This is a genomic window from Saccharopolyspora rhizosphaerae (assembly GCF_003931915.1).
GTDB classification, from domain to species: Bacteria; Actinomycetota; Actinomycetes; order Mycobacteriales; family Pseudonocardiaceae; genus Saccharopolyspora; species Saccharopolyspora rhizosphaerae.
Map to the genome: position 1 here is coordinate 76,090 of NZ_RSAA01000010.1, position 26,418 is coordinate 102,507.

Sequence of the window (26,418 nt, forward strand, 5' to 3'; positions counted from 1 at the left end):
CGGCGCGTGCCCACCGTTCGACCAGGGAGGAAACCGCATGACCACGACGCGCACCGCACACACCACCTGGGAGGGGAACCTGCTGCAGGGAACCGGCACGGTGTCCCTGGACTCCTCCGAGGTCGGGCAGTACCCGGTGTCCTGGCCGTCCCGAGCGGAGGAGCCGAACGGCAAGACCAGTCCCGAGGAACTCATCGCGGCCGCGCACTCCAGCTGCTACTCCATGGCGCTCTCCAACGGCCTCAACCAGGCCGGCACGCCACCCACCAAGCTCCTCACCCGCGCGGAGGTCACCTTCAAGCCGGGAGAGGGCATCACCGGCATCCACCTCTCGGTGCAGGGCGACGTGCCCGGTGCCGACGAGGAGTCCTTCCGCAAGGCCGCGGAGGAGGCCAAGGCCAACTGCCCGGTGAGCCAGGCGCTGTCCGGGACGACCATCTCGCTCTCGGCGTCACTCGGGTCGTGACGCCCAGCCGCGCAGCCCGCGACCACCTCGCGCCCTCGACGCATGTCGAGCGCCCCGCGGAGCGGCTCCGCGGAGCACTCGTCCGCGCGCCGACCATGGTTCCCGCGGTCCACCGAGCAACCGCGAACCCGCGCACCTCGAACCCGCGGTGGTGGCCGCAGGGCTCGGCTTCACCCCCACCCCTCTCCAGGGCAGTGCTGGTTCTGGTGCGGTGCGTGGATGCGGGACGGACAGGTCTCGTTGCTTCCCACCGAGAACGACATCTCGCGCGACATGTCGTGAGCGGGACGAAGAACATCTCGCGCGTGATGTCGTTCGCCGGCGCAAGGGTCAGCGAACGACGGCCCGGGATGGGACACCGCGGCGGTGCTCGTGGTTCGCGACGAGGTGCCCGCGTTCGGCCATGCCGTGCCCGGAGACGTGCACCGGCCGCTCCGGCCAAATCGTGCCGGAGAAGACCCTGACACCCGCCCGACGTAGGAGTCCACCGAGGTGCCGTGCTGGAGCGGTAGCGCGGTCGGTTCCGCTCCTCTCGACCAAGTGGGCCACTTCCTGGCACAGGGTGGCCACGAAACTCGTTCTGGCTGACGGCTCTCCGGCGCCAGTTCGGTACCCGAGCGCGCGATCTCGGCGAACCTCTCGACCGTGAACCTCGCCGGTCGACAGCGAGGGACCGTCCGAACCGATGGCCTGGGCGGCACCTCCGAGGCGGACATGGGAGAGCGGGCGTAGGCGTGATGCCTGCGCCCGCCTCACGGGGTGCGTCGCCAGCGCCCCGTGCGCCCCCCTTGCAGCCGGTCCAGTCGTCCCCTCCGGTCGATCGAACCGGGTTGGTGAGATTACGCCGTTACTGGCGAGTCACCACTGCGCCGATCGGGTGTCAGCTGCGCGTGGGGCACGAGGAGTCATCAGCACCGGCCTCCGGGTGCGGGGGCACGTCTGAACCGCTCCCCTGCGACCAGGACTTGACGGCCGCGCTGCCGTTCGCCGTGGCGGCGAACTGATCGACGAACATCTGGTGGACCTCGGAGGCCCGTTCTCCCGTCAGGCAGCGGCGGACCGGCTTCGGCACCCGCGAGCCGGGCTCGGTGATCGTCGTTTCGTACTCGTCCTTGCCGGTGTTCGGGTCCGCCCCGATCCTCATCGTGGCGAACACCCACACCTCGTCACCGATGGTGACCTCGGTCCGCAGCATGACCATGCGAGCACTCTACGGCTGTTGATCTTGCCGTTCCAGGGCTTTTGTGCCCTGCGTCCGCCGGCCCGGTGGCTGATCGGCTCGTCGCCCACGGCGGAACGGGCACCTCGGGCACCTCGGTCCGAATTTTGCGCCTCGGATCAAGAATGGGGTCGCGATCAGGTATTGGACGGCCATGAAAGGCCGGGCGATGCTGGGGGGCGACCGGTCGCGCTCGACATCACCGCGGCCTGGGGTGGTCCGCCCTGGCGCACGATCGCGAGGTCCGGGTCATGGCGGGCGCCCAGAGCGACGCGGCCCCTCCACGGTTCCGGAGGGCACGAGGGCGGTCCACGCGCTCAGTCCTCTCCGGAGCCGGTGGGGGCCGAACCAGAGAAAGGACAGCTATGAGTCGCCTGTGCCAGACCGAAGGCTTGACCGAGGAGCAGGGCGAGATCCTCAAGGCCGTGCGGACCTTCGTCGAGGAGCAGATCCTCCCGGTGGCCACCGAGCTCGAGCACGCCGACGAGTACCCGACCGAGATCGTCGAGGGGCTCAAGGAGCTGGGCGTCTTCGGCCTGGTGATCCCCGAGGAGTACGACGGGCTCGGCGAGTCGCTGCTGACCTACGCGTTGTGCGTGGAGGAGATCGCCCGCGGCTGGATGAGCGTCTCCGGCATCATCAACACCCACTTCATCGTGGCGCACATGCTCATGCAGCACGGCACCGAGGAGCAGAAGCGCAGGTACCTGCCCCGGATGGCGACCGGCGAGGTGCGCGGCGCGTTCTCGATGTCCGAGCCGGGGCTGGGCTCCGACGTCTCGGCGATCAAGACCAAGGCCACCCGGGTCGACGGCGAGTACGAGATCACCGGCCAGAAGATGTGGCTGACCAACGGCGGCTCCGCCAACCTCGTCGCGGTGCTGTGCAAGACCGACGAGGACGACGAGTCCCCCCACCGGAGCATGACGACCTTCCTGGTCGAGAAGGAGCCCGGTTTCGGCGAGGTGGCGCCGGGCATCGTGGTGCCGGGCAAGATCGACAAGATGGGCTACAAGGGCATCGACACCACCGAGATGGTGTTCGAGGGCCACCGGATCTCGGCGGACCAGGTGCTCGGCGGCGAGCCCGGTCGCGGCTTCTTCCAGATGATGGACGGAGTGGAGGTCGGCCGGGTCAACGTCGCGGCCCGCGCGTGCGGCATCGCCCACCGCGCCTTCGAGCTCGGCATCGACTACGCGCAACAGCGCGAGACCTTCGGCAAGCGGATCGCCGACCACCAGGCCGTGCTCTTCCGCCTGGCCGAGATGGCGACCAAGGTCGAAACGGCGCACACCATGATGGTCCGCGCGGCCCGGATGAAGGACTCGGGCCGGCGGATGGACGTCGAGGCCGGCATGGCCAAGATGCTCGCCTCGGAGTACTGCAACGAGGTCGTGGAGGCTTCGTTCCGGATCCACGGCGGCTACGGCTACGCCAAGGAGTACGAGATCGAGCGCCTCTACCGCGAGTCGGCGTTCATGCTCATCGGCGAGGGCACCTCCGACATCCAGAAGATGATCATCGGTCGGCGCCTGCTGAAGGAGTACCAGGTGTGAGAGCGCGGTGCGCACGCCCCGGGAGGCGGCGACCGGCGCACCGCTGACGAACGACCTCGACGTGGGAAGGCGGCGGCCACCTGGCAGGTGGCCGCCGCCTCGTGCTGGTCGACCCTGGCGTCCCCCCCGGCCGCCACCGCGGTCGCCAGCAACCCGGAGACCAACCCGTCCCCGCTGAGCCGCGGGAACGGGCGGGAACGTCGGGTCAGCGGGTGGGTGTGGTCGCCTCCCCGGTGGCCGCCTCGTCGGCGGCCGGCGTCGGGTCGGCCGCGGGGCGACCGAGCAGCGCGCGCGAGCACACGAGCGAGATGAACGTGGTCACGATGCCGAAGGCCACGGGGAGCACGATGCTGCCGAAGCTGTTGTGCAGCCACTGGAGGATCATCGGCGTGGTGCCGCACAGGGCTCCCGACAGGCCGTAGGTCAGCGAGATGCCGGTGTAGCGGACCCGGGCCGGGAAGCTCTGGGCCAGCATGCCCGCCATCACCGCGTAGAACATCACGTCGGGGATGGTCGCCGCGACGGCGCCGATCATCGCCAGCGTCCAGTTCCCGGTCCCGATCAGCAGGAACATCAGGGCGAGCAGCGGGATTTCGAGGCCGAGCAGGAGCGTGACCAGCGCCCGGGGGCTCCAGCGGGTGGCGAGGACGGCGCCGAAGGGCTGGACCACGAACTGCACCACGCTGGCGATCAGGATGATGCTGAGGAAGGCGTCCTTGGAGAAGTCCAAGGTCTTCGTGGCCCACGAGAGGGCGAAGGTGTCGCGGGCGTAGACCACGACGAAGACGCACAGGATGCCGAAGATGCCGAGCAGCAACTCGCGGAGGTTGCTGCGGAAGACCTCGACGACCGGGACCTTGACGATCTCGTTGCGCTCGTGCAGCTGCTTGACCGCGGGCGACTCCTCGAGCTTGAGGCGGATCACCAGCCCGACGACAACCAGCAGCGCGGAGGCGAGGAACGGCAGCCGCCACGCCCACTCGAGCAGCGCCGACTCCGGCAGGAGGCCGGTCACACCCAAGAAGCACAGGGTGGCGAGGATACGTCCGGCCGGCGAGCCCTGCTGCGCGAAGGCACCGAAGAGGAAACCGCGGTCGGCGCGGGTGTGCTCGGTGGCGATCAGGACCGCGCCGCCCCACTCACCGCCGACTGCCAGGCCCTGCAGCATGCGGAGCACGATCAGCAGGACGGGCGCGGCGGCACCGATGGTGGCGTAGGTCGGGAGGAGTCCGACGCCGACCGTCGTGACACCCATCAGCAGCAACGTGGCGATCAGGGCTTGCTTGCGGCCGATCCGGTCGCCGAGGTGACCGAAGACCGCGCCGCCGAGCGGACGGGTCAGGAAGCCGACCGCGAAGGTTCCGAAGGACAGCAGCATGGCGACGGCCGGGTCGGCGTTGCTGAAGAACAGCGGGCCGAACACCAGCGCAGAGGCAGTGCCGTAGATGTAGAAGTCGTACCACTCGATCGTGGTGCCGACGAAAGCGGCGATGCCGGCTTTTCGCGCCATCCGCTCGTCGAGCTGAGGTGTGCTGGACATGGGACTCCTCGGAGGGATCAGGGGATGCCTCTGCGCGCCCTGTGCAGGCCTGTGAGCGCACTCACGCTAAAGGGCGAACTTCTTGCCTGTCCAAGACCAGATGTGGAGGCGTTTCATGACCGGATCGGCAAAAGTCCCGGGTTCCGGTCGCACCCGGGGCGCCGCCGCGGGAGGCCCGCCGGCAGCGCCGGGCCGCGCCGCGCGCGGCCCGGACGTGCTGGTCAGGGGATGACGAGCGTGATGCTCTCCGCGACGCAGACCGGGCGCTCGACGCCGTCCGCTTCGACGGTCCACCGCACCACCACCTGGCTGCCCGCGGGCACCTGCCGGACCTCCCGGATGCGGGGCGTGCCCCGCACCTTCGACCCCACGGGCACCGGAGCGGGGAACCGCACCTCCCCGAGCCCGTAGTTCAGCCGGGCGGACCCGGTCTCCAGGGCGTAGAGCTGTGCTGCGAACGCCGGGAGCATCGCCAGCGTGAGGTGGCCGTGGGCGATCGTCCCGCCGAACGCCGACCTCGCCGCCCGCTCGACGTCGACGTGGATCCACTGGTGGTCGCCGGTGATCTCGGCGAAGGCGTCGACGGTGGGCTGGCTGACCTCCACCCAGCCCGTCGTCCCGAGGTCTTCTCCGACAGCCGCCTCGACCTCGGCGATGTCGCGGAACACCCGCGGCGGCATCAGGCGACCCTCTCGAAGACGGCTGCCAGGCCCTGTCCCCCACCGATGCACATGGTCTCCAGGCCGTAGCGCGCCTCGCGGCGGTGCAGCTCGCGTGCGAGCGTGCCGAGCATCCGCACGCCGGTGGCCCCCACCGGGTGGCCGAGCGAGATACCGGACCCGTGCACGTTGGTGCGCTCGTGGTCCTCGTCGGTGAACTTCCACTCCCGCATCACGGCCAGGGCCTGGGCGGCGAACGCCTCGTTGAGCTCGATCACGTCCACCTCGGGCAGGGACAGCCCGGCTCGCGCCAGCGCCGCCTCGGTGGCCGGGACCGGGCCGATTCCCATCACGTCCGGGCGCACACCGGCCGCCGACCAGCTCACCAACCGCACCAGGGGGCGCAAGCCCAGCTGCTCGGCCGTGTCCGCGGTGGTCACCAGGCACATCGCCGCGGCGTCGTTCTGGCCGCTGGCGTTGCCCGCGGTGACCGTGGCGTCGGGGTCCTGGGAGGACAGGATCGGGCGCAGCCGAGCCAAGGACTCCAGCGAGGTGTCGGCGCGGGGGTGCTCGTCGGTGTCGATGACCACCTCGCCCTTCTTGGAGGGCACGGTCACCGGGACGATCTCCTCGGCCAGGACGCCCGACTCCTGGGCGGCCACAGCGCGCTCGTGGGAGCTGACGGCGAGCCTGTCCTGCTCGTCGCGGCCGATCTCGTACTCGCGGCGCAGGTTCTCGGCGGTCTCCAGCATGCCGCCGGGCACCGGGTGGAACCGGCCGCCCGGGGTCTGCCTGCCGCGGGTGAGTCCGTCGTGGATCTGCACCCCGCTGCGGGCCCCGCCCCAGCGCATGTCGAGCGAGTAGAAGGCCACGTTGCTCATCGACTCGGCCCCACCGGCGACGACCACCTCGCTCGCGCCGCTGGCGACCTGCATGACGGCGTTGATGACCGCCTGCAAACCCGAACCGCAGCGGCGGTCGACCTGCTGGCCGCCGGCCTCGACCGGCAGCCCCGCGTCGAGGCCGACGACGCGTCCGATGGCGGGTGCCTCGGCGTTGGGGTAGCAGTGCCCCAGGATCACGTCGTCGATGCGCCCGGGGTCGACCCCGGTGCGCGACAACAGCCCCTTCAGCGCGGTCACGCCCAAGTCGACGGGGTTGACGTCGCGGAACACGCCGCCGTAGCGCCCGATCGGGGTGCGGACAGGTTCGCAGATCACGACGTCGGGTGCGGTTCGGTTCATGATCAGGTGCCTTTCGCGGTGTCGGGTGCGAGCTCGCCGGAGACGGTGACGAGCGTCTTCTCATCACCGCCGAGCAGGCGGTTCTCGGTGGTGCCGTGGGAGGGCAGCGCCAGGCTCACGCGGGCGTCCTGGCCGCAGAACAGCGGAGAGGCGTTGCGGTGGACCAGCTTCCGCACGGAGCGGTCCGGGTGTTCCAGGCGCAGGCACTCGGCGAGCACGAGGGTCGAGAGCGGACCGTGCACGACGAGTCCCGGGTAGCCCTCGGTGCGGGTGGCGTAGGGCCAGTCGTAGTGGATCCGGTGCGGGTTGGAGGTCGCCGCGCTGAAGCGCATCAGCAAGGTCGGGTCGGTGCGGAAGCGCCACCCCTCCGGACCGGGCACCAGCGGAGTACCCACCGGCTCAGCGGCAGCGGCGGCCTCGGGCTGCGGCAGCGCGCTCGGCGCCGGGGTGGCTCCGGCCTCGCGGTAGACCAGGTCTTGGCGTTCCTCGAGCAGCAGAGCGCCTTCCAGGTCGCGCAGGTGGACCCGCACGCGCACGATCACCAGCCGTCCGCTCCGCCCGGTCTTCTCCTCGACCGACTCGACCCGGCTCTCGCGGACGACCCGCGAGCCGACCCGCAGGTCGCCGTGCAGGACGACCTCTCCCCCGGCGAACATCCGGCGCGGCAGCTCGACGGGCGGCAGGTGTTCGCCGCGCCGGGGGTGGCCGTCCGCGCCGATGGTCGACGAGACGGGCCACCGCGGCAGCGCCACCCAGTGCCACAGCGGAGGGAGCAGCTCGCCCTCGCCGGGCACGGGCGCGCCGCTGTCGAGCAGGGCTCCCAGTCCGGTTACCTGCGTGGTGTCCAGGACTTCGACCGAGCTCGTCCCGCGCGCGGTCCACTCCCCGTAGGTGACCGGCGCGTTCACATGAACCGCCCGCCGGTCACCTCGGCCACGGTGCCGGTCATGTAGGACGACAGCGAGGAGGCGTAGAACAGCGCCACGTTCGCCACCTCGGCCGGCTCGCCAGGGCGCCCCATCGGGATCTCGGCCATCTTCTGGTCCCACGCCTTCTGCGGCATGGCCTCGGTCATCGCCGAGCGGATCAGGCCGGGCTGGATGGCGTTGACCCGGACGTTGTGGTGGGCCATCTCCTTGGCGGCCGCCTTCGTCATGCCGACGATGCCGGCCTTGGCGGCGGAGTAGTTGGTCTGGCCCACCATGCCGACCTTGCCGGACAGGGAGGAGATGTTGACGATGGCTCCCGACTTCTGCTCCCGCATGCGGGCCGAGGCCAACCTGGTGCCGTTCCAGCAGCCCTTCAGGTGCACGGCGATCACCTGGTCGAACTGCTCCTCGCTCATCGTGCGCATGGTCGCGTCGCGGGTGATGCCCGCGTTGTTGACGACGACGTCGAGCGAGCCGAAGGCCTCGCAGCTGGTCGCGATCGCGCGCTCCACGTCGTCGGCCGACACCACGTCGCACGCCACGCCGAGAGCTTCCGCGGACAGCCCCTCGGCGGCCGCTTCTGCGGCGGTCCCGTCCAGGTCGGCGATGACCACGCGGGCGCCCTCGGCCGCGAAGCGCTCGGCGATGGCCAGTCCGATGCCCTGGGCGGCACCGGTGATCAGCGCCGTCCTGTCCTCGAGCAGTGCCATGGTGTGCTCCGATCTTCGTCGTTCTCGTCCCGGCTCCTCAGCCGAGTTCAACTACTGCGGTGGCGTGGGACATCACGGGTGGTTCTCCGCTGCGGCGATGCGCCGTGCGCGGGCGACGACCGGCGCGTCGACCATCTGCCCGTCCACGACGACCACGCCCTCGTCGTCGGTGGCGGCGAGAACCCTCTGGGCCCAGGCGACTTCGTCCTCAGGGGGAGCCAGCGCCGCGGCGGCGGGGGCGACCTGGGCCGGGTGGATGCACAGCTTGCCGGCGAAACCGACGGCGGCGGCCGCCGACACGTCGGCGGTCAGCTGGTCCGCGTCGTGCACGTCGCCCGTGACGCCGTCGACCGGACCCGCGAGCCCCACCGCCGCTGAGGCGAGCACGAGCGCACCGCGCGCGGGAGCGATGGCGGGCGCGTGGTCCGGGTCGACGCCGAGCTGCGCGGCGAGGTCGTAGGTGCCGAGGACGAGTCGGAGGACCCCCTCGACGGCCGCGAGGTCGTGGCCACGTCGGACGCCGAGCGCCGTCTCGACGAGGGCGGCAACGGCCGACCCCTCCGGCAGTGCCCGCACGAGGTCGTTCGTGGTGAGCACGTCCTCGGACTTCGGCGCCATGACCACGACGGGCCGTGCCCCGGCCAGCGCGGCGACGTCGTCGGCGTACCAGGGGGTTCCGGCCGCGTTGATGCGGACGGCGCACGGTGCGTCGTGGTCGGCGAGCCAGTCGACGACGTTGCGGCGCGCGTCCTGCTTGCGGGCCGGTGCCACGGCGTCCTCCAGGTCGAGCACGACCAGGTCGGCCCCTGCGGCGGCGGCCTTCGGGAAGCGTTCCGGGCGATCTCCGGGCACGAAGAGCCAGGTGCTCGCGGTGCCGGCGGCGGTTCGAGCGTTCACCGGTTCACCGTTCCCGGGCCCGCGGTGCCGATCACGCCGCGCTCCGCCAGGTCGTTCAGCTTCTCCGCGTCGATCCCGAGGGCATCGGCGAGCACCGAGCCGGTGTCCTGGCCGATCCGCGGTGCGGGCGAGGGAGTGGCCCGCCGGCCGTCGACGACCAGCGGTGATCCGGGCGCGACCAGGCTACCGACCCCCGGCTGGTCCACTGTGGAGAACAGCGGGAGTTCGCGCAGCGCGCGAGCGTCGTCGGCCGCCAGGTCGGTGAAGGTGCGGTACTGCGACCACAGGACGCGGGTTTCCGCGAGCGCCTCGGTGACGTGCGCCGTCGAGTGCTGCTCGAACCAGGCCGAGATCAAGCCCGCCAGCACGGTGCGGTGCCGGAACCGCTCCCCCTCGTCGAAGAAGTCCGTGCCCAGCGCCCGGGCCAGCGCGGAGACGGCTTCTTCGAGCCCGGTCACCCGCAGCAGGTCCTTCCACTGGCGCGGGGTCAAGGCCACGACCATGAACCGGTCGCCGTCGGCGGTGGTGAAGTCGCGGCCGAAGGTGCCGTAGACGTAGTTGCCGGTCGGTTCGCGCGGTTCGGACGGGCGGACCTGCGCCTCGGCCAGGTAGCCCAGGAGGCCGGCACCGGCGAAGGCCACATCCTCGAGCGCGATGCGGATCTCCGATCCCTCTCCGGTGCGCGCCCGTCGGCGTTCGGCGGCGAGCAGGGCGATGGCGAGCTGGTACCCGGCGGAGAGGTCCCAGGCCGGGACGACGCTGTTGACCGGGCCGTCGTGGTCCTCGGGACCGGAGACCAGCGGGAAGCCGCTGGCCGCGTGGACCGTGTAGTCGACGGCGGTGCCGCCGTCGTGCCGCCCGGTGAGCACCGCGTGGACGACGTCAGGACGGCGCGCCCGCAACGCCTCGTACCCGAGTTCCGCCCAGCGCTCGTTGTTGCTGACCACGATGCCGCCCGAAGGACCTCCCGACACCACCAGGTCGGAGACGAGCCGGCGACCTTCCTCCTGGGTGAGGTCGACCGCGATGGCCCGCTTCCCCGGGTTCAGACCGTTCCAGTAGAGGCTGACGCCGTCGTCGGTGAGCGGCCACCGCGTCCGGTCGGGGGCGCCGTCGAGGGGTTCGACGCGCACGACCTCAGCGCCCAGCTGCGCCAGCACCGTGCCGCACAGCGGCGTCGCGACGAAGCTCGACATCTCCACGACCCGGAGCCCGGCGAGCGGACCGGTCGCGGGATCGGGCTGCGCGGGGTCGGAAGTCGGATCAGCGTTGATCATGGGCCTGCCTTTCGGGTGGGGGCCGGGACGGTTCCGGTGGAGGTGACCGCGGCCGTCCTGCGGGCGACGACGGAGGTGGCGACGACGAGGACGACCGGGACGCCGTAAACCAGAGCGAGGTTGCCGGTCGGGTAGGCGATCGCCACCCACGAGTAGCCGACGGCGAGGCCGGCGAAGCGGAGCATGTTGTGCAGGCCGAGCGCGACACCGTGCGCGGCGGCGGGTGACGCCATCAGGTCCTGGCCGGCGGCTGCCTGCACGACACCGACCGCCGAGCCGGTCACCGCGAGCGCGACGACGGTGGCGGCCACGACGACCGGGCGGGGCGCCACCGGTGCGAGGAGCAGCGCGAGGAGTCCGAGGACGAGCACGACGAGGCCCGTGCGCAGGCTCCGCCCGGCCGAGAACCGCTCGGAGACGCGGGACGACGCGGAGGCGGCGAGGGTCATCGCCAGGGCGAGCGTCAGCATGACCACGCCGATCGGGCCCGGGCCCATGCCCAAGTCGCGTCCGAGGTGCAGCGGCGTGGCCACGATGGCCACGCCCAGGCAGCCCATGACCGTGCACGCGGCGGCGGTGCTCGCGACGTACCGGCGCTCGGTGAGCAGACCCGCGGGCACGAACGGTCCGGCCTTCGTGCGACCCAGCCGGCTGTGCCACACCAGCGCGAGAACGCCCACCGCGGTGAGAACGGCCGCACCCCAGGGCGAGCCCTGCTGTCCGAGCCAGCTGACCGCGCCGACGAGAGCACCGGTGCCGATCACCGAGGTGACCATGCCCGGCACGTGGAGCTGCGCCGGCGCGGCGGGGACCGCCGGCACGATGGTCAGGCACAGCACCAGCAGCACAGCGCTCAGCGACGCGTGGGTGAGGAACACCCACCGCCACCCGAGCGTGTCGGCGACCAACCCGCCCAGCGGCGGGCCGAGGGCCTGCCCCACCCCGATGGCGGCGGCCCACCCGGCCATCACCCGGTTCCGCTGCTCGACCCAGTGCCTGCCGAGGACCTGCTGCACCCCGGGCGGGAACGCCGAACACGCCACGCCTTGCAGGGCACGCATCACCACGAGGAACGCCAGGTCCTGGCTGAACGCCGCGCCGGCCTGGGCGCCGACCATCAGCAGCAGCGACCAGCCCAGCACCTGACGCGAGCCGAAGCGCTGGCACATCCACCCGGACAACGGCGCGCAGAGGACCATCGCGAGCGTGAAAGCGCTGACCGCGAACACGATCCCGCGCGGCGAGGCACCGATCGCGTGCGCGATGACGTTGATCGGCGCGCTGATGATCGTGCTCGACAGGGTGCCCAGCGTCGTGCACGCCAGCAGCGCTGCGTAGGCCGCCGGCGGCGGGGCGGAGCGCGGACGGCCGCGTCTCATCGCAGGTAGAGCCGGACGGTGTCGATCTCCTCCCGCAGGAGGCGGACCTCCTCGACGGTGGGACGCCCGGTCTCCCGCACGTCGTCGGCCACCGGGATGTCCCAGCCCGTCGCGCCGCGCACGTCGTCCACGGTCAGTCCGGGGTGGACCTCGCTGACGACCAGCTCGCCGAGCTTGTCGGGGCGGCGCAGCACGGCCATCGGGGTGATGACCGTCGAAACGCCGTGCCCCGGCGGCACCATCCGCGGGTCCTCGGCGTGCGCCCGGACGGGGCTGGGCGAGGTGCAGAAGTCCAGTTCGGCCGGGAGCGCGCCCGGGTCGTGGCGGCGGAGCACCACGACGCACTCGCCGGCGTTGGGCATGATCTCGGCGGCGCCACCGGCTCCGGGCAGGCGTGCCGTCGGCGTGTCCCAGTTCCCGATGAGGCTGGTGTTGAGGCTGCCCCAGCGGTCGACCTGGGCGGCGCCCAGGAACCCGACGTCGACGTGTCCGCGCTGCAGGACGTAGCCGAACAGCGCCGGCATCCCGAGCACCGCTGCCGCCCCGGAGACCAGCACCGAGTCGGCGATGCCCTCGGCAAGGCCTTCGGGCTGGGCGCCGCAGATGCCGGACTCGTAGACCAGCTCCACGTCCGGGTTGGTGGTGCGGCGGGCGAGGTCGACCGCGAGGGTCGGCAGGCCGACACCGGCGAAGACCCGCTGCTTGCCGACGAGGTGGCGCGCCGCGACGGCGGCGAGGAACTCGGTGGACGACGGCGCGACGTCCGACAGCGCCTCCGCGCCCAGGGCCTGGCTGGTCATGCGATCACCTGCCGACGGCCGAAGTCCACGGGCTGGGAGGGTCGCGGCGCGACCCGCACGGTCTCCCACCGCTCCGCGCCCAGCTTCTCCAGGTAGGCCTGCCGGTCGGGCACCTGGTGCACCCACTCGTCGAGCCACCTCAGCAAGGCGTCGCGGTCCCTGCTGATCGGCGTCCACTCGCGGTAGAAGGCGTTGTCGCGGTCGTAGTGGCCCTGGGAGTAGGACGGGTGCGCCCCGCCGGGGCACTCGACGACGGCCGCGACGGCGTGCGAGGGCAGGACCGTGCGGTTGGGGTCGGAGCGGACCACGTCCTCGTCGACGACCTCCTCGACGGTGGCGATCACGGTGCGCGCGGCGTAGGCGGCTTCCTGCTGAGCACCGGTGATCCCCCACATCTGCACGTTGCCGGAGCGGTCAGCGCGCTGCGCGTGCACGATCGTCACGTCCGGCCGCAGGGCCGGGACGACGTAGATGTCGGGTCCGCCGTAGGGGTCGGCGACCTTGCGGATCATCGGGTTGAGCCGGGGCAGGTCGCTGCCCGCGTAGGAGCGCAACGGCAGGAACGGCACGCCGGACGCGCCCGCCTGGTAGCGGCACACCATGCCGTAGTGGCTGTACTCCTCGACTTCGAGCGGCGCGGGGTCGGCGTGCTCGACGCGGCGGCGCACCTCGTGCAGCGAACCGGCCGAGCCGCTGGCGAAGAAGGACGCGACGAGCCGGCGGACGCACCCGGCGGCGATCATCTGGTCGGCCAGCAGGTCCGGGGTCATCCGGCAGAACGTCAGGCCGGTGATGGCCTGGCGGATGATCTCGTGCCCGGCGGCGAACGGGATGAGGTGCCCGAACCCCTCCAGCGCGACGGTCATCCCGTCCTCGACGTGGGCGGCCACGGCCGAAGCCATGTCGGTGACCTTGTCCGCAGATGGCATCGGCACTCCTCGCGTCGCAGGGTCGGTCGGACCCAATCTGCCGTCCCGGACGTGCTGAACTCCAATACTTCTTGCGCCACCCGTTGTTGACGAACGGGCATCAATGGGACCCGAAAGATATCGGAAGTGAGGAGAAAACGCGGCATGATGCCCCGCGTGGACACCAACCTCGCCGATCCGGCGCACACCGCTCCGCTGACGCTGCCCGACCTCCTGGACCTGCTCGACCTCGCCTGCTGCGACGACCCGGACAACCGGGTGAGCACGTGGACCGGCCGGCCGCAGACCCGCCCGGCGGACCGGGTCTTCGGTGGTCTGCTGCTGGCGCAATCGCTGGTGGCGGCCGGCCGCACCGCCGCTCCCGAGCAGCGGGTGGTGAGCCTGCAGGCCGACTTCGTGGCCGGTGTGCCCACCGACCGGCCGCTGCGGTGGGAGGTGGAGCGGGTTTCCGACGCGGCGTCGCTCTGCACGCGCCGGTCCCGCTTGATCGATGAGGAGGGCGGCGAGCTCTTCAGCGCGGTGTCGCGGTGGGGACGCGTGCGCGACGACCAGCCGTCCCACTCCTCGGTGCGCCCGGTCGACGCCCCCGACCCGGACGAGCTGCCGGACCTCGCCGACCGGTTCGGCGGCGACGAGCGCATCCCGCCGTGGTGGCGGAGGGCGCGGCCGGTGCACTTCCGGCACGTGGTGGCACCGCCCTACCTCGCGCCGACCGGGGAGGGCGACCGGCAGACCACCTTCCTGCGCACCCCCGGGCCGCTGCCCGACGACCACGTGCTGCGCGCGGCGCTGGTCGCCTACGTGACCGACATGAGCGTCCTGGAGCCGGCGTTCACGGCGCTCGGCGGAGCCCGCCACGCTCCCGGCGCCCGGATCCTCAGCCTCACCCACGTGCTGACCTTCCACGCGCAGCCCGACCTGGGCTCCTGGCACCAGTTCGACTGCCGCGTGGAGTCGGTGGCGCACGGCCGCGCCCACGGCGTCGGCGAGCTCTTCGACCCGACGGGCGGCCACGTCGTCACCGCCGCGCAGATCGGCCTGGTCAAGGTCGTCCGCTGACGACGCGCGGCGGTCGTTCAGCGCGCGCCGGACGGGAGGTCCGGTGTCGGGAGCGCCTCCTCGGAGGCGGCGAGGACGGCCCGCAGGGCCGGGTTGGTGTCGCCGCTGCGCCAGATCAACCGGGAGTAGGTGGGGGTCCTCCCCTCCTCGAGCTTGATCGCGCGGATCCCCTCCTGCACGACGTTGGCGACCGCCACGTCGATGGAGAAGGTGATGCCGACCCCGGCCGCGACCAGCGCCATGGCCGTCCACGAGTCCGGCGCGGTCTGCACGATGTTGGGGGCGTAGCCGGCGGCGTGGGCGTTGCGGATGAACCCGTCACGCACGCTGGAACCCGGGTCGGCCGGCAGCATCACGAACGGTTCGTGGCGCAGCTCGGCCATGCTGACCTGGTCCCGGTCGGCCAGCGGGTGCTCCTCGGGGACGACGATGACGTGGTGCTCGACGGTCAGGATGCGGTGGTCGATGCCGGGTGGCTCGATCGACCACCGCACGATCGCGAGGTCGAGGTCGCCGTCCATCACCGCGCGCAGTGCCTCGTCGTTGAAAGTCCGGCTGCGCAGGCTGAGTTCGATGCCGGGGTGCTTCTCCCGCACGGTGCGGCCGAGCTGACCGACGAGCCGGTACGACGACGGGCCCGCGAAACCCATCCGCACGCGGCCCGTCTTGCCGCGACCTGCGGACTCCACCGCCCGCCGGGCCACCCGGAAGCCGTCGACGATCTGCCGGGCCGGCTCGATGAGCGCCTCGCCGGCGCTGGTCAACCGGACGCTGCGGGTGGTGCGGTCGAAGAGCTGCGCACCGAGTTCCCGCTCGAGCTGCTTGATGGTCCGGCTCAGCGGCGGCTGGGCGATGTGCAGCCGGTCGGCGGCGCGGCCGAAGTGGAGTTCCTCGGCGACGGCGAGGAACGCCTGGACGTGGTGGAGATCCATGAGGTGCACTTTTACGCCCCGAGCAACAGTGCTGCAAGCATTAGGTATTGGACGGGCATAAGCGGCCGCGGCCATGCTTGTGGGTCATGGACACCGACCTCCTGCCGCTCGAGGGCATCACCGTGGTCGCCCTGGAGCAGGCCGTCGCGGCGCCCCTCGCCACCCGTCACCTCGCCGACCTCGGGGCGCGGGTCATCAAGCTGGAACGCGTCGGCGAAGGCGACTTCGCCCGCAACTACGACCACGCCGTGCACGGGTTGGCGTCGCACTTCGTGTGGCTCAACCGCGGCAAGGAGTCCGTCGCGCTCGACCTCAAGTCCGAGGAGGGCGCCGCCATCGCGCGTCGGCTGGTGGCCGGGGCCGACGTCTTCCTCCAGAACGCCGCTCCCGGCGCGGCCGAGCGACTCGGCCTGGGCGCCGAGGAGCTCGCGGCCCGGCACTCGCGGCTGGTGGTCGCGGGGATCTCCGGCTACGGCACCGACGGGCCGCTGCGCGACCGCAAGGCCTACGACATGCTGATCCAGGCCGAGGCCGGGTTGATCTCGGTGACGGGCACTCCGGAGACGCCGACCAAGACCGGTGTCCCCTCCGCCGACATCGCGGCCGGCCTCTACACCGCCCAGGCCGTCGTGGCGGCGCTGTTCCGGCGCGAGCGCACCGGCAAGGGAGGCGTCGTCGACATCTCGATGTTCGACGCGACCGTCGAGTGGCTCGGCCACCCCATGTACATGCGGATGTACGGCGGTCGGCAGATCCCGCGGATGGGGCTCAGCCACGCCGCGATCGCCCCCTACGACTCCTACCCCACCAGCGACGGCGAGATCTTGATCGGCGTGCAGAACGACCGCGGCTGGCGCGCGCTCGTCACCGACGTCTTCGACCGCCCGGACCTCGCCGACCACCCCCGGCTGGCCACCAACCCGCTGCGGGTCCAGCACCGGGAGGAGTGCGACGCGGCCGTGTCGGAGCAGACCCGGCGCTTCACCACCGCCGACCTCGACGCCCGGCTGGCGGCCGCCGGTGTGCCGGCGGCCCAGGTCAACGACATGGCCGGGCTGGTCGACCACGTCCAGCTCACCGCCCGCGACCGGTGGCGCGAGGTGACCACGCCGACCGGGCCGGTCCAGGGGGTGCTGCCCCCGATGACCTTCCGCGACGTCGAGCTGCCGATGGGCGCCATCCCCGAGCTCGGCGCGCACACCGACGTGGTGCTCGACGAGCTGGGCATCGACGCCGACACCCGCAACCGCCTCACCGACTCCGGCGTCCTCGGCCGCCCGGCCGCCGCCCCCGAACCCACGTCCTGAACCCGCCCCACCACCCGAGGAGCAGCGCCATGGAACCCGACGAGTTCACCTCCATCCTCGCCGCAGTCCGCGAGTTCGTCCGGAAGGAGGTCGTCACCGCCGAGGACGAGATCGAGGATTCCGACCAGGTCCCCGACCGGTTGCGCGCGCAGGCCGCCGAGATGGGCCTCTTCGGCTACGCCATCCCCGAGGAGTACGGCGGCCTCGGCTTCAGCATGTCGGAGGAGGTGCGCCTGGCCGTGGAGCTGGGCTGGACGACCCCGTCGTTCCGCTCGATGTTCGGCACCAACAACGGCATCGCGGGCCAGGTGCTGGTCAACTGCGGCACCGACCGGCAGAAGGACGCCTACCTGCCCGCGCTGGCCAGCGGCGAGCAGGTCGCGTCGTTCGCGCTCACCGAGCCGGAGGCCGGTTCGGACCCGAGCGGGCTGACCACCCGCGCGGTGCGCGACGGTGACCACTACGTGATCAACGGTCAGAAGCGGTTCATCACCAACGCGATCTGGGCCGACCTGCTCATGGTGTTCGCCCGCACCGGCGAGGTGAGCGAAGGGGCGCGCACCATCTCGGTCTTCGTCGTGCCCACCGGGACGCCCGGCGTCACGATCGGGCCGAAGGACCACAAGATGGGTCAGCGCGGTGCCGTGACCTCGGAGATCTTCTTCGACGACGTCCGCGTCCCGGCCGAGAACCTGGTCGGCGAGGTCGAGGGCGAGGGCTTCTCCGCCGCGATGCGCTCGCTGGCGAAGGGCCGCCTGCACATCGCCGCCTTGACCGTCGGCCTGGCGGACCGGCTCATCGAGGAGAGCCTGCGCCACGCCACCACCAACCGCCAGGGAGGGCAGCAGCTCGCCGACTTCCAGCTCGTCCAGGCGATGCTCGCGGAGAGCCGCACCGAGGCCTACGCCGGGCGGGCGATGGTGCTCGAGGCGGCGCGCAGCTGGGACGACGGCAGCGACCGCAGGCTGGCGCCCTCGATGTGCAAGCTGTTCTGCACCGAGGCGGTCGACCGCATCGCCGACCGCGCCGTGCAGATCCACGGCGGCCTGGGCTACATGCGGGAAGTGCCGGTCGAACGGTTCTACCGGGACGCGCGGCTGTTCCGGCTCTACGAGGGCACCAGCGAGATCCAGAAGCTGATCATCGCGAAGCAGGTGGTGCAGGAGTTCGACGCGTGAGCGCCGTCGTCGTCGAAGACCGCGGTCCCGTCCGCGTCCTCACCCTGGACCGTCCGGATCGCCGCAACGCGCTCGACCTCGACGACCGGCTCGAGCTGCTCGACGCGCTCAAGGCCGCCGACCGGGAGGCGCGGGCGATCGTGCTCACCGGTGCCGGTTCGGTGTTCTGCGCCGGCGGCGACATCCGGTCGATGTCGCAGGACCCGGAGGTCGCGCGGCGGCGGCTCGAGGTCGTCAACGCCGTCGTGCGCCAGGTGGTCACCGGTGAGCGTCCCCTCGTCGCCGCCGTCGAGGGCGGTGCCTACGGGCTCGGCCTCGCGCTGGCGGCCGCCTGCGACGTGGTCGTCGCGGGCCGCGGCGCGACGTTCTCCACGTCCTTCGCGAAGATCGGCCTGGCCCCGGACACCGGTCTCTCCTACACGCTGCCGCTGCGCGTGGGCCGCGGGAGGACCCGCGAGTTGCTGCTGACCGCACGTGCTTTCGACGCGGCGGAGGCCGAGCGGATCGGCGTCGTGGAGACCCTGGTCGACGACGGTGCCGCGCTCGACGCCGCGGTCGCCACCGCGACGACGCTGGCGGGGATGTCGGCGCCCATGGTCACCGCCGTCCGCCGACTGCTGGTGCAGCCCGACCAGAGCCTCGAGGGCCTGCTCGCGGCCGAAGCCGACACGCAGGTGGAGCTGCTGGGCGGACCCCAGTTCGCCGAGGGGCGAGCAGCGTTCCTCGAACGCCGTCCCCCGGACTTCACCCACGTCTGACGCAGGGGTCCACACAGGACTGGTGGCGCCGAGCCGCAGCGGCGCCGCTGTCCCACCAGTGGAACTCACCCCGCACCACCGCAAGACCCAGCCGGCAAGCGGCGGCAGCCGCCTCCTCAGGTGTGCGACTCAACCCGAACCGCACGCAAGATCCAGGCGGCCGCGGCGGCAGCCGCCTCGTCAGGTGTGGGACTCAGCCCGCACCGCCGCAGGTTCTGAGCGGCTTCGTGGCGAGTACGCCGTGACGCCGCGCCGACATGCTCAAGGAGCGGCGCACGGAGACCACGCAGCCGCTCACGTCCTGCCACCCGCACCGTCAAGCAAAGCGACCCCCTGCAGGCGAAGGAGAAAGTAAGAGTGAGCACTCTTGACACCTTGTCGGCTGACGAGCAGTTCATCGTCACCACCGTGCGCGACTTCGTCACCCGGGAAGTCCAGCCCGTCGTGCAGGAGTTGGAGCACACCAACACCTACCCCGAAGCGCTCATCGAGAAGATGAAGGAACTCGGGATCTTCGGCCTCGCGGTGCCCGAGGAGCACGGCGGCACGCCGGTGTCCACCCCGTGCTACGTGCTCATCACCGAGGAGCTCGCGCGCGGGTGGATGAGCCTCGCCGGGGCGATGGGTGGGCACACCGTCGTGGCCAAGCTGCTGCTGCACTTCGGCACCGAGGAGCAGAAGCGGCGCTACCTGCCGCAGATGGCCACCGGGGAGGTCCGCGCGACCATGGCGCTGACCGAGCCCGGCGGCGGGTCGGACCTGCAGGCCATGCGCACCGTCGCGCGCCGGACCGACGACGGCTACCTGGTCAACGGGTCCAAGACGTGGATCACGAACTCGCGCCGCTCGCAGCTGATCGCCTTGCTGTGCAAGACCGACCCGGACGCCGAGCCCGCCCACAAGGGGATCTCGATCCTGCTGGTCGAGCACGGTCCGGGCCTCGTCGTGTCCCGCGACCTCCCGAAGCTCGGCTACAAGGGCGTCGAGAGCTGCGAACTGTCCTTCGAGGACCACCACGCTCCTGCCGACTCGCTGCTCGGCGGCGTGGAGGGCAAGGGCTTCGCGCAGATGATGAAGGGCCTGGAGACCGGTCGCCTCCAGGTCGCCGGTCGTGCGCTGGGGGTCGGGCGCGCCGCGCTGGAGGACTCGCTGACCTACGCGCAGGAACGCGAGTCGTTCGGCAAGCCCATCTGGCAGCACCAGTCCGTCGGCAACTACCTGGCCGACATGGCGACCAAGCTCAGCGCGGCACGCCAGCTGACCCTGCACGCGGCCCGCGAGGCCGACGCCGGGCGGCGGGTGGACGTGGAGGCGGGCATGGCCAAGTTGTTCGCCTCCGAGACCGCGATGGAGATCGCGCTCAACGCCGTCCGGGTGCACGGTGGCTACGGCTACTCCACCGAGTTCGACGTCGAGCGCTACTTCCGCGACGCTCCGCTGATGATCGTCGGCGAGGGCACCAACGAGATCCAGCGCAACGTCATCGCCGCCCAGCTCGTCAAGCGCGGTGGTCTCGACGTGTGAGCTCGCCGTGCGCGTCGGCGATCTGCGCAGGACGCTCCGCAGCAGGTCACGACGGGTCACCGAGCGCACAGGCTTCCGCGGAGCCTGCACCCGGAAGGGTGAGCACTGTTTGGCCTGCTCCACGCCGGGTAATCCGGGCGCATGCGAATGCCCCGGGGTTTGGTCGACGAGTCCGCGCTGGCACTGCTCGAGGGGTACGCGTGGTTGCCCGGATTGCGCGCCCGGTCGGACACGGGCGTGGCGCACACCCGGCTGCTGGGGCAGCGCGCGGTCGGCCTCTGCGGAGTCGACGCTGCGCGGTTCTTCTACGACGAGGACCACGTGCAGCGGCGGTCGGCGATCCCGATACCGCTGCAGAAGACGCTGTTCGGCCGGGGCGCCGTGCACACCCTCGACGGCCGCGACCACCGCGACCGCAAGGCCTTCTTCCTGTCCGTGCTCACGACCGGCGCCGTCGAAGGCATCGCCGAGTCCGTCGGGGAGACCTGGGACCGCAGAGCCGCGGGCTGGCGGCCCGACCAGGAGCTGGTGCTCTTCGACGAGGCGGCGCGCGCCATCACGCGCGGGGTGTGCCGTGCCGTCGGGATCCCGCTCGCGGAGGCCGAGGCGGACGACGTGGCGCGCGACCTGATCGCGATGGTCGACGGCTTCGCCACGCCCGGGCCTCGGCACTGGCGGGCGCGACGCGCGCGCAGCCGCCGCGAGGCGTGGATGAGCGACCTGATCAGCGCCGTCCGGAACGGCCGGCTCGAGGTCACGCCCGACTCCGCGCTGGACGCGGCAGCGCGGCACCGCGACGCCGACGGCCGGGAGCTCGCGACCGAGGTCGCCGCCGTCGAGCTGCTCAACATCATCCGCCCGACCGCAGCGGTGAGCTGGTTCGTCACCCACGCGGCGCACGCGCTGCACCGCTGGCCGCAGCACCGCGAGCGGCTCGCCGCCGGTGAGGAGGAGTTCGCCGAGTCCTTCGCGCACGAGGTCCGTCGGTTCTACCCGTTCGCCCCGTTCATCGGTGGGCTCGCGGTGCGGGACCTGACGTGGCGCGGCGAACCGGTCCCGCAGGGCGCGATGGTGCTGCTCGACCTGTGGGGGCACGACCACGACCCGGAGCTGTGGGACGAGCCGTACGCCTTCCGGCCCGACCGGTTCGTGGGCCGCGACATCGGACCGTTCGAACTCGTGCCGCAAGGTGCGGGTGATCCCGCGACCGGGCACCGCTGTCCGGGGGAGCCCACCGCGGTGGCGATCCTGGCCGGCCTGGCCGGGCGCTTGGCGCGGATGGACTACGAGGTGCCGGAGCAAGACCTGACGATCTCGTTGCGCCGGATCCCCGCCCGCCCGAAGAGCGGGTTCGTCTTCAGGCCTCGAGGTCGACGTGAGCCGGACGTCACTGCCCGTACGAGCCGACCGGCCACAGCGCCGGCGGAACCGGCACCGCGTCCCCGGTCAGAGTCGTCACCAGCACCGCGCTGAGCGCCGGCAGTCGTTCGGCCGCGACCTGCACCCGGAAGCGCGTGGGAGGTCGCGGCTAGCACCGTCCTCATCGAACACACGACCGTCGCACCGATGCGGATCTGACCTCTGTGCAGCGAGTCTCCTCGATCGACGTTGCTATCAACGACGGTTCGCTGCCCAGGAGCTCTCGTGAAGGCGACCAGCACGCAACACCGCTGAGCGGAACCGACTTCCGCCCTGTTCACCAACCCCTTCGCACACGCGAAGAGGAGCGAACCAGCTCCGCCCGCACGTGCCGTCACGCGTGCGCCCAGGGCAGGAAGTCCTCCAGGGGCGCCTCTCGAGGTGGTCGGGTCGGGACGCTGCCTGGAAGTCCTTCGGCAGCGGGTGTTCTCGGCCTGCTTCCAGCGGCGGGTCAGGTCGTCCCGACCGCCACGTGCGGGCTCGGGGTGCCGTCTTCCTCCAGCTGCCGGCTCGTCGTGCGCAGTGCCGTGTCCATGACCGGTAAACGACGGGTGCAGTCGAACGCGTTGACGCCGAGCGTGCCGAGGTCCTCCGCGGTCGGGGCCAGCACTGTGGTGTGGATCCCGTTCTCGCGCAACCGGTCGACTTCGGCCCGGAGTCCCTCGGTGACCCGTCGCCGCACCAACCGCTCGGCTTGGGCGAGCGGTGAGCGCGGCCGGTCGAAGGAGTTCGCCGCCATCGGAGCCACCACGATGGCCGTGTCCACGCCCGTCTCGAGCAGGATGTCAGCGTTGGTGCTCGAACCGATCGCGCCGTCCACGTAGCGCCGGCCCGCGATGGACACCGGCGGGAAGAGCCCGGGCACCGAGCAGGACGCGGCGACCGCTTCGGAGAAGACCAGGTCCTCGTGGCTGCCCGGGTGGAAGATCTCGCGCTGCCCGCTGTCGTAGTCGGTGGCGACCACGTTCATGGGCACCGTGACGGGGTTCCGGTCCACGACCTGGTCGATGAACTCGCGCAGCTCCACCAAGGACCCACGACCGGACGGAGCCAGCGCGACGCACCAGTGCAACAGGGGCGCGCCGAGTGGGTTCGCCAGGCACTGCGCCAGCAGCCGCGGTGATCCCAGCCCGAGGAGGCCCAACGGGGTGCGCAGCATCATGGGATTGGCGCAGTTGAACCCGTGTTCGGCCAGAACTCCTTCGTCGGGCGAGCGCTGACCTGCGTCCAACGCCTGCACGCTGATGCCGCGGGACAACAGCGTCGCGAGCACGGCACCGGAGGAAGTACCCACGATCGTGTCACACGTGCGCGGATCCCACCGGCCCACCATCTCCAGCGCTCGGAGCGCGCCGATGCTCCAACACGCGCCGAGGACCCCGCCTGCACCCAGCACGAGCCCCACGCCAGACCTGTCGTTCGTCGAAGTGGTGCGCGCATCACCGTGCGTGGACATGGCGCCTCCGTAGGGCCGGTGCGGCACCTCCCGGCCGTGCCGGGAACCGCCGCAGCGCGTTTCATGCGGAGCGTCCCTCCCTACTGGTGAGTTACCCCGTGATCGGCGAGGTAAACGCAACTGGAGCCGAGGCACCTCAGTTCGCCAACGCCTGCGGGGTTTGGGTTTTGAGCGTGGAGTCCAGCCAGGGGCACTGGCGCGCACCACTCTGCGCGCGCCTGGGCGGCGGTGTCGACGAGCGCGGCGTCTTGATGGCCTGCGCGCGTGGACCGACCACCTCCCAGAGGAGGTTGACCCCGTGGCGCGCAGGTGCGCGCGAGGCAGATCGGCGATGAGCTCCACGCTGGACGGGAATCCACGGTCCGACATCACCGCGCTGAGCCGTTCGAGCCCCACCCGTGCCCGAGCCACCAGGAGTTTCGCGCGGCAGGCGGAGGCCGTGCCACCGCGCATCGCGGCGGAGCGCGTCGAGGTGGCGACGCGACCACGGCGCCAGATCGCGTGCCACGTGGTGCACGTCGGCCTCAGCGTGATGACGCTCGGCGAGCTGTTCGAGGCAGAGCGCGAACCTGGCTTCGACGCGGTGCAGGTCCGCAGGGCAGGCAGCACGGGAGCGCCGGCCAGTCCACCTCCAGCGACCGGACCGTGCAGTCCTCATCGGACCCGGACTAGCCAGACCGACCACAACAGCAGTGCACCACGCCTTGTGATCCCCGCCCCGCTGCCGACATCGGCGGGCACCGGGCTGCCGGACCGGAGGGTTGTCCGCGAGGTCGGTTCCTCCCGCTGCACGGGCGGGATCACGGCAGGTCGGCGCGCACGACGAGGACGGGGCAGGGGGCGTGGTGCAGGAGTGCCCGGCTGGTGGACCCGATCAGCATCCCGGTCATGCCGCCGCGTCCGCGGCTGCCCACCACCAGCAGCTGCGCCCGCTCCCCGCACTCGACCAGGAAGCGGACCGGTCGGTCGCGGGCGACGACCCGGTCCACCTCGACGTCCGGGTACTGCTCTTCCCACCCGGCCAGCCGCTCCGCGAGCACGCGCTCCTCGTCGCCCTTGACGGTGTCCCAGTCGACCGACCGGGACCCGAACCAGTCGACGGCCACGTCGCTCCAGACGTGCACGGCGACCAGCGGCACTCCCCGCAGCGACGCCTCCTCGAAGGCCGCAGCGAGCGCCGGCTCGCCCACCCGCGACCCGTCGACACCCACCACCACCGTTCCCGTGCGCACGCGCTCGTGACCGGCGGTTTCCGGGACGACCACCACCGGGCACCGGGAGCGCATCGCGACCAGTTCCGCCGTCGAACCCAGCGCCATCCGCACCCCGGTGAACTCGTTGAGCCCTCGCCCACCGACGACGAGCCGCTGCGCCTCGTGGGACTCGTCGAGCAGCACCTCGCCGGGCGTCCCATGCCGGAGCTCCTGCTCGACCTCCACACCGCCGGCAGCGGCACGCGCGGTGCTCACCGCCTCGGTGAGCCAGCGCGGCCGTTCGGCCTCGTCGAAGCCCTCTCCCGCGAGGTGCGGAACGCGAGGTACGGCGCACACCAGGCGCAGTGGACGTCCGTGCACCTCGGCGTCCACGGCCGCCCAGCGCACGGCCTCCAGCGCGGAATCGGAGCCGTCGACGCCCGCCACTTCCCGCATACCGACACCTCGCTCCCCCGGCGCGTTCACGCCGACCGTACGGCGGCCCGCAGCCGCCGCAACCGGATCTGGACGTCGGTGGGCCACGCCCGTGACCGACGCTCCGTTCGAGGAGAACGCTCCACTCGACGTGCACCGAGCGCGGTCACCTCAAGGCCCGACGGCCCTCCTCCGGCGCGCCTTGGGCGTCCTCCGCTCCCGCGGCGTCGTTGACACCGCTCGGGATGATCAGCACGGGGCACTTCGCGTGCTCGACGCACCGCAACGCCGTGTTGCCGAGCACCGCGTCGGCGACCTTCCCCCGGCCGTGGTCTCCGAGCACCAGCATCGCGGCGTCCTTCGACTTCTCGATGAGCACCTCGTCGGCGTGCCCCTCGACGAGTTCGGCGCTCACGTCGGTGGCGGCCAGGCCCGCGCTGCACTCGGTGACCACGCGGGTCAGCTCCTGCCACCGCTGCTCGCGCACGTGGTGCGGCGCCAAGCGGGGGTTCATCAGCAGCGGAGCCGGACCGGCGAGCACAGCCTGCGAATGCCACACCATGACCGCGGCCACCGAAGCCCCGCGCACCCGGGCTTCGCGCAAGGCCCACCGCAGAGCGCGACGGCTCGCCTCCGAGCCGTCCACGCCCACGACGATCCGCTCGTTCCCGGCCACCGCAACCACCTCGCACCGACGAAACCCCGGTGGGGAACCGCCTTCCAGCGGACTGCCTCCCCAGGATGTGCGGTGCGGCCCCGGCCTGTTCAGAGCATTAGGTCACCTGCGTCCTCTGGGCACCGGCGTGATCGCGCGCGCGGCACCTGTCATCCCCGGCCGGGGTCGGACCACTCCTGCTCGACCCGCTCCCACTCCCGCGCCCACCGGCGCTGCGCCCACGCGTCCCCGGCCACGCGCACGGCCTTCATCAGCCCGGCGCAGGCGAGCAGGCCGAGAGCGAGCACGCCGATCGAGGTGCCCACGGCGGACGCACGGATCGTGGTGTCCGAGGGTGGGGCGGGTGCCGCGTGGTCGGCGGCGTCGACCCACAGCGGGACGTGTTCGCCCACGTCGCTGCCGGGAGGAACCTCGGCGCGCTCGACGCGCGGGAGACCACTGTGGCTGGTCCACCGGACGTCAGCGCGTGAGCTCACGTCTCCCCCGGCCTCGGACCCGACCTCGTCGGGATCGGTGAGCACGACGGCGTCGACCACGCGTTGGCTGCTGGCCAGGACGGCCGCCTCGCGCTGCTGCGCGGCGTACTCGGCCTGGCCCCAGGACACCGCGAGCACGGGCGCGCCGATCACACCGGCGACGAGCACGAGGAGCAGCGCCACGGCCACGAGCCGGTCGACCCGACGGCGCACCGGGTTCTGCCCCAGCCCCAGCGCGTGGACGAGCCAGCTGGTACCCGCACACCTCATCGCCTTGACCCCATGCGAACTCCGGTTCCTCGACCACCGTGAACGCCGCCGGACATCGGGACCAGGGCATTTCTTCCCCTCCAGCCGCAGCATCACGATCGGTCTGCCGAGCACGTCTGCCACGCCTCCA

Annotated in this window: 24 protein-coding genes; 8 read left to right on the forward strand and 16 right to left on the reverse strand. The window is 71.8% G+C overall.

The window, feature by feature from the left end:
* Positions 1-37 precede the first annotated feature (37 nt).
* A complete protein-coding gene (locus EIL87_RS11585) occupies positions 38-466 on the forward strand; it encodes an OsmC family protein (protein WP_125090246.1) in 429 nt (142 codons plus the stop codon).
* Positions 467-1,346: 880 nt separating this feature from the next.
* Here the strand turns inward: EIL87_RS11585 and EIL87_RS11590 are convergent.
* Complete coding sequence (locus EIL87_RS11590) at positions 1,347-1,667, reverse strand: hypothetical protein (RefSeq protein WP_125090247.1); 321 nt, start codon at positions 1,665-1,667, stop codon at positions 1,347-1,349.
* 383 nt (positions 1,668-2,050) lie between these two features.
* Between EIL87_RS11590 and EIL87_RS11595 the strand changes: the two genes are divergently transcribed.
* On the forward strand, positions 2,051-3,241 hold the full coding sequence (locus tag EIL87_RS11595) for an acyl-CoA dehydrogenase family protein (RefSeq protein WP_125090248.1): 1,191 nt from the start codon (positions 2,051-2,053) through the stop codon (positions 3,239-3,241).
* A gap of 205 nt (positions 3,242-3,446) precedes the next feature.
* On the opposite strand, the gene EIL87_RS11600 is transcribed toward EIL87_RS11595, so the two are convergent.
* From EIL87_RS11600 to EIL87_RS11645, 10 genes are all read right to left on the reverse strand, one after another.
* Positions 3,447-4,781 (reverse strand): MFS transporter, encoded by a 1,335-nt coding sequence (locus EIL87_RS11600; protein ID WP_233576188.1) that lies wholly within the window; start codon positions 4,779-4,781, stop codon positions 3,447-3,449.
* 221 nt (positions 4,782-5,002) lie between these two features.
* Complete coding sequence (locus EIL87_RS11605; RefSeq protein ID WP_199740378.1) at positions 5,003-5,461, reverse strand: MaoC family dehydratase; 459 nt, start codon at positions 5,459-5,461, stop codon at positions 5,003-5,005.
* The gene (locus EIL87_RS11610; RefSeq protein ID WP_125090249.1) at positions 5,461-6,684 is read right to left on the reverse strand and encodes an acetyl-CoA C-acetyltransferase; all 1,224 of its coding nucleotides are present in this window, start codon (positions 6,682-6,684) and stop codon (positions 5,461-5,463) included. The genes EIL87_RS11605 and EIL87_RS11610 overlap by 1 nt, the downstream gene beginning before the upstream one ends.
* Before the next feature lie 2 nt (positions 6,685-6,686).
* Positions 6,687-7,592 carry an FAS1-like dehydratase domain-containing protein gene (locus EIL87_RS11615; RefSeq protein WP_125090250.1) on the reverse strand — a complete coding sequence of 302 codons (906 nt, stop codon included), beginning with the start codon at positions 7,590-7,592 and terminating at the stop codon, positions 6,687-6,689.
* Entirely contained in the window at positions 7,589-8,323 is a 735-nt protein-coding gene (fabG, locus tag EIL87_RS11620; RefSeq protein ID WP_125090251.1) for a 3-oxoacyl-ACP reductase FabG, read from the reverse strand. Before fabG ends, EIL87_RS11615 begins: the two co-directional genes overlap by 4 nt.
* A gap of 72 nt (positions 8,324-8,395) precedes the next feature.
* Positions 8,396-9,220: an HpcH/HpaI aldolase/citrate lyase family protein gene (locus tag EIL87_RS11625; protein WP_125090252.1), complete on the reverse strand. Its 825-nt coding sequence runs from the start codon at positions 9,218-9,220 to the stop codon at positions 8,396-8,398.
* Entirely contained in the window at positions 9,217-10,497 is a 1,281-nt protein-coding gene (locus EIL87_RS11630) for a CoA transferase (protein WP_125090253.1), read from the reverse strand. The genes EIL87_RS11625 and EIL87_RS11630 overlap by 4 nt, the downstream gene beginning before the upstream one ends.
* Positions 10,494-11,876: an MFS transporter gene (locus EIL87_RS11635; RefSeq protein WP_125090254.1), complete on the reverse strand. Its 1,383-nt coding sequence runs from the start codon at positions 11,874-11,876 to the stop codon at positions 10,494-10,496. Before EIL87_RS11635 ends, EIL87_RS11630 begins: the two co-directional genes overlap by 4 nt.
* Positions 11,873-12,676, reverse strand: coding sequence for a CoA-transferase subunit beta (locus tag EIL87_RS11640; RefSeq protein WP_125090255.1), 804 nt, complete (start codon positions 12,674-12,676; stop codon positions 11,873-11,875). Before EIL87_RS11640 ends, EIL87_RS11635 begins: the two co-directional genes overlap by 4 nt.
* Positions 12,673-13,605, reverse strand: coding sequence for a CoA transferase subunit A (locus EIL87_RS11645; protein WP_125090256.1), 933 nt, complete (start codon positions 13,603-13,605; stop codon positions 12,673-12,675). The genes EIL87_RS11640 and EIL87_RS11645 overlap by 4 nt, the downstream gene beginning before the upstream one ends.
* A 144-nt stretch (positions 13,606-13,749) precedes the next feature.
* Between EIL87_RS11645 and EIL87_RS11650 the strand changes: the two genes are divergently transcribed.
* Positions 13,750-14,664, forward strand: coding sequence for an acyl-CoA thioesterase (locus EIL87_RS11650; protein WP_125090257.1), 915 nt, complete (start codon positions 13,750-13,752; stop codon positions 14,662-14,664).
* A gap of 17 nt (positions 14,665-14,681) precedes the next feature.
* Here the strand turns inward: EIL87_RS11650 and EIL87_RS11655 are convergent, their stop codons facing one another.
* Positions 14,682-15,596: a LysR family transcriptional regulator gene (locus EIL87_RS11655; RefSeq protein ID WP_125090258.1), complete on the reverse strand. Its 915-nt coding sequence runs from the start codon at positions 15,594-15,596 to the stop codon at positions 14,682-14,684.
* Between the two features lie 86 nt (positions 15,597-15,682).
* On the opposite strand from EIL87_RS11655, the gene EIL87_RS11660 reads away from it, so the two are divergent.
* The 5 genes from EIL87_RS11660 (at position 15,683) to EIL87_RS11680 (ending at position 21,836) form a co-directional block, all read left to right on the forward strand.
* The gene (locus EIL87_RS11660) at positions 15,683-16,903 is read left to right on the forward strand and encodes a CaiB/BaiF CoA transferase family protein (RefSeq protein ID WP_125090259.1); all 1,221 of its coding nucleotides are present in this window, start codon (positions 15,683-15,685) and stop codon (positions 16,901-16,903) included.
* Between the two features lie 29 nt (positions 16,904-16,932).
* Complete coding sequence (locus EIL87_RS11665) at positions 16,933-18,081, forward strand: acyl-CoA dehydrogenase family protein (RefSeq protein ID WP_125090260.1); 1,149 nt, start codon at positions 16,933-16,935, stop codon at positions 18,079-18,081.
* The gene (locus tag EIL87_RS11670; RefSeq protein WP_125090261.1) at positions 18,078-18,839 is read left to right on the forward strand and encodes an enoyl-CoA hydratase/isomerase family protein; all 762 of its coding nucleotides are present in this window, start codon (positions 18,078-18,080) and stop codon (positions 18,837-18,839) included. The genes EIL87_RS11665 and EIL87_RS11670 overlap by 4 nt, the downstream gene beginning before the upstream one ends.
* A gap of 357 nt (positions 18,840-19,196) precedes the next feature.
* Entirely contained in the window at positions 19,197-20,363 is a 1,167-nt protein-coding gene (locus EIL87_RS11675) for an acyl-CoA dehydrogenase family protein (RefSeq protein ID WP_125090262.1), read from the forward strand.
* A 141-nt stretch (positions 20,364-20,504) separates the two neighbouring features.
* A complete protein-coding gene (locus tag EIL87_RS11680; RefSeq protein ID WP_125090263.1) occupies positions 20,505-21,836 on the forward strand; it encodes a cytochrome P450 in 1,332 nt (443 codons plus the stop codon).
* Positions 21,837-22,233: 397 nt separating this feature from the next.
* Here EIL87_RS11680 and EIL87_RS11685 read toward each other — a convergent pair whose 3' ends face one another.
* The 4 genes from EIL87_RS11685 to EIL87_RS11700 all read right to left on the reverse strand — a co-directional run bounded on the left by EIL87_RS11685 (position 22,234) and on the right by EIL87_RS11700 (position 26,288).
* Positions 22,234-23,691 carry a patatin-like phospholipase family protein gene (locus EIL87_RS11685; RefSeq protein WP_125090264.1) on the reverse strand — a complete coding sequence of 486 codons (1,458 nt, stop codon included), beginning with the start codon at positions 23,689-23,691 and terminating at the stop codon, positions 22,234-22,236.
* Between the two features lie 347 nt (positions 23,692-24,038).
* Positions 24,039-24,887, reverse strand: a complete 849-nt coding sequence (locus EIL87_RS11690; protein ID WP_125090265.1) for a universal stress protein — start codon at positions 24,885-24,887, stop codon at positions 24,039-24,041.
* A gap of 145 nt (positions 24,888-25,032) precedes the next feature.
* Positions 25,033-25,542 carry a universal stress protein gene (locus EIL87_RS11695; protein WP_158628624.1) on the reverse strand — a complete coding sequence of 170 codons (510 nt, stop codon included), beginning with the start codon at positions 25,540-25,542 and terminating at the stop codon, positions 25,033-25,035.
* Positions 25,543-25,691: 149 nt separating this feature from the next.
* A complete protein-coding gene (locus tag EIL87_RS11700) occupies positions 25,692-26,288 on the reverse strand; it encodes an Rv1733c family protein (RefSeq protein WP_125090267.1) in 597 nt (198 codons plus the stop codon).
* Positions 26,289-26,418 lie beyond the last annotated feature (130 nt).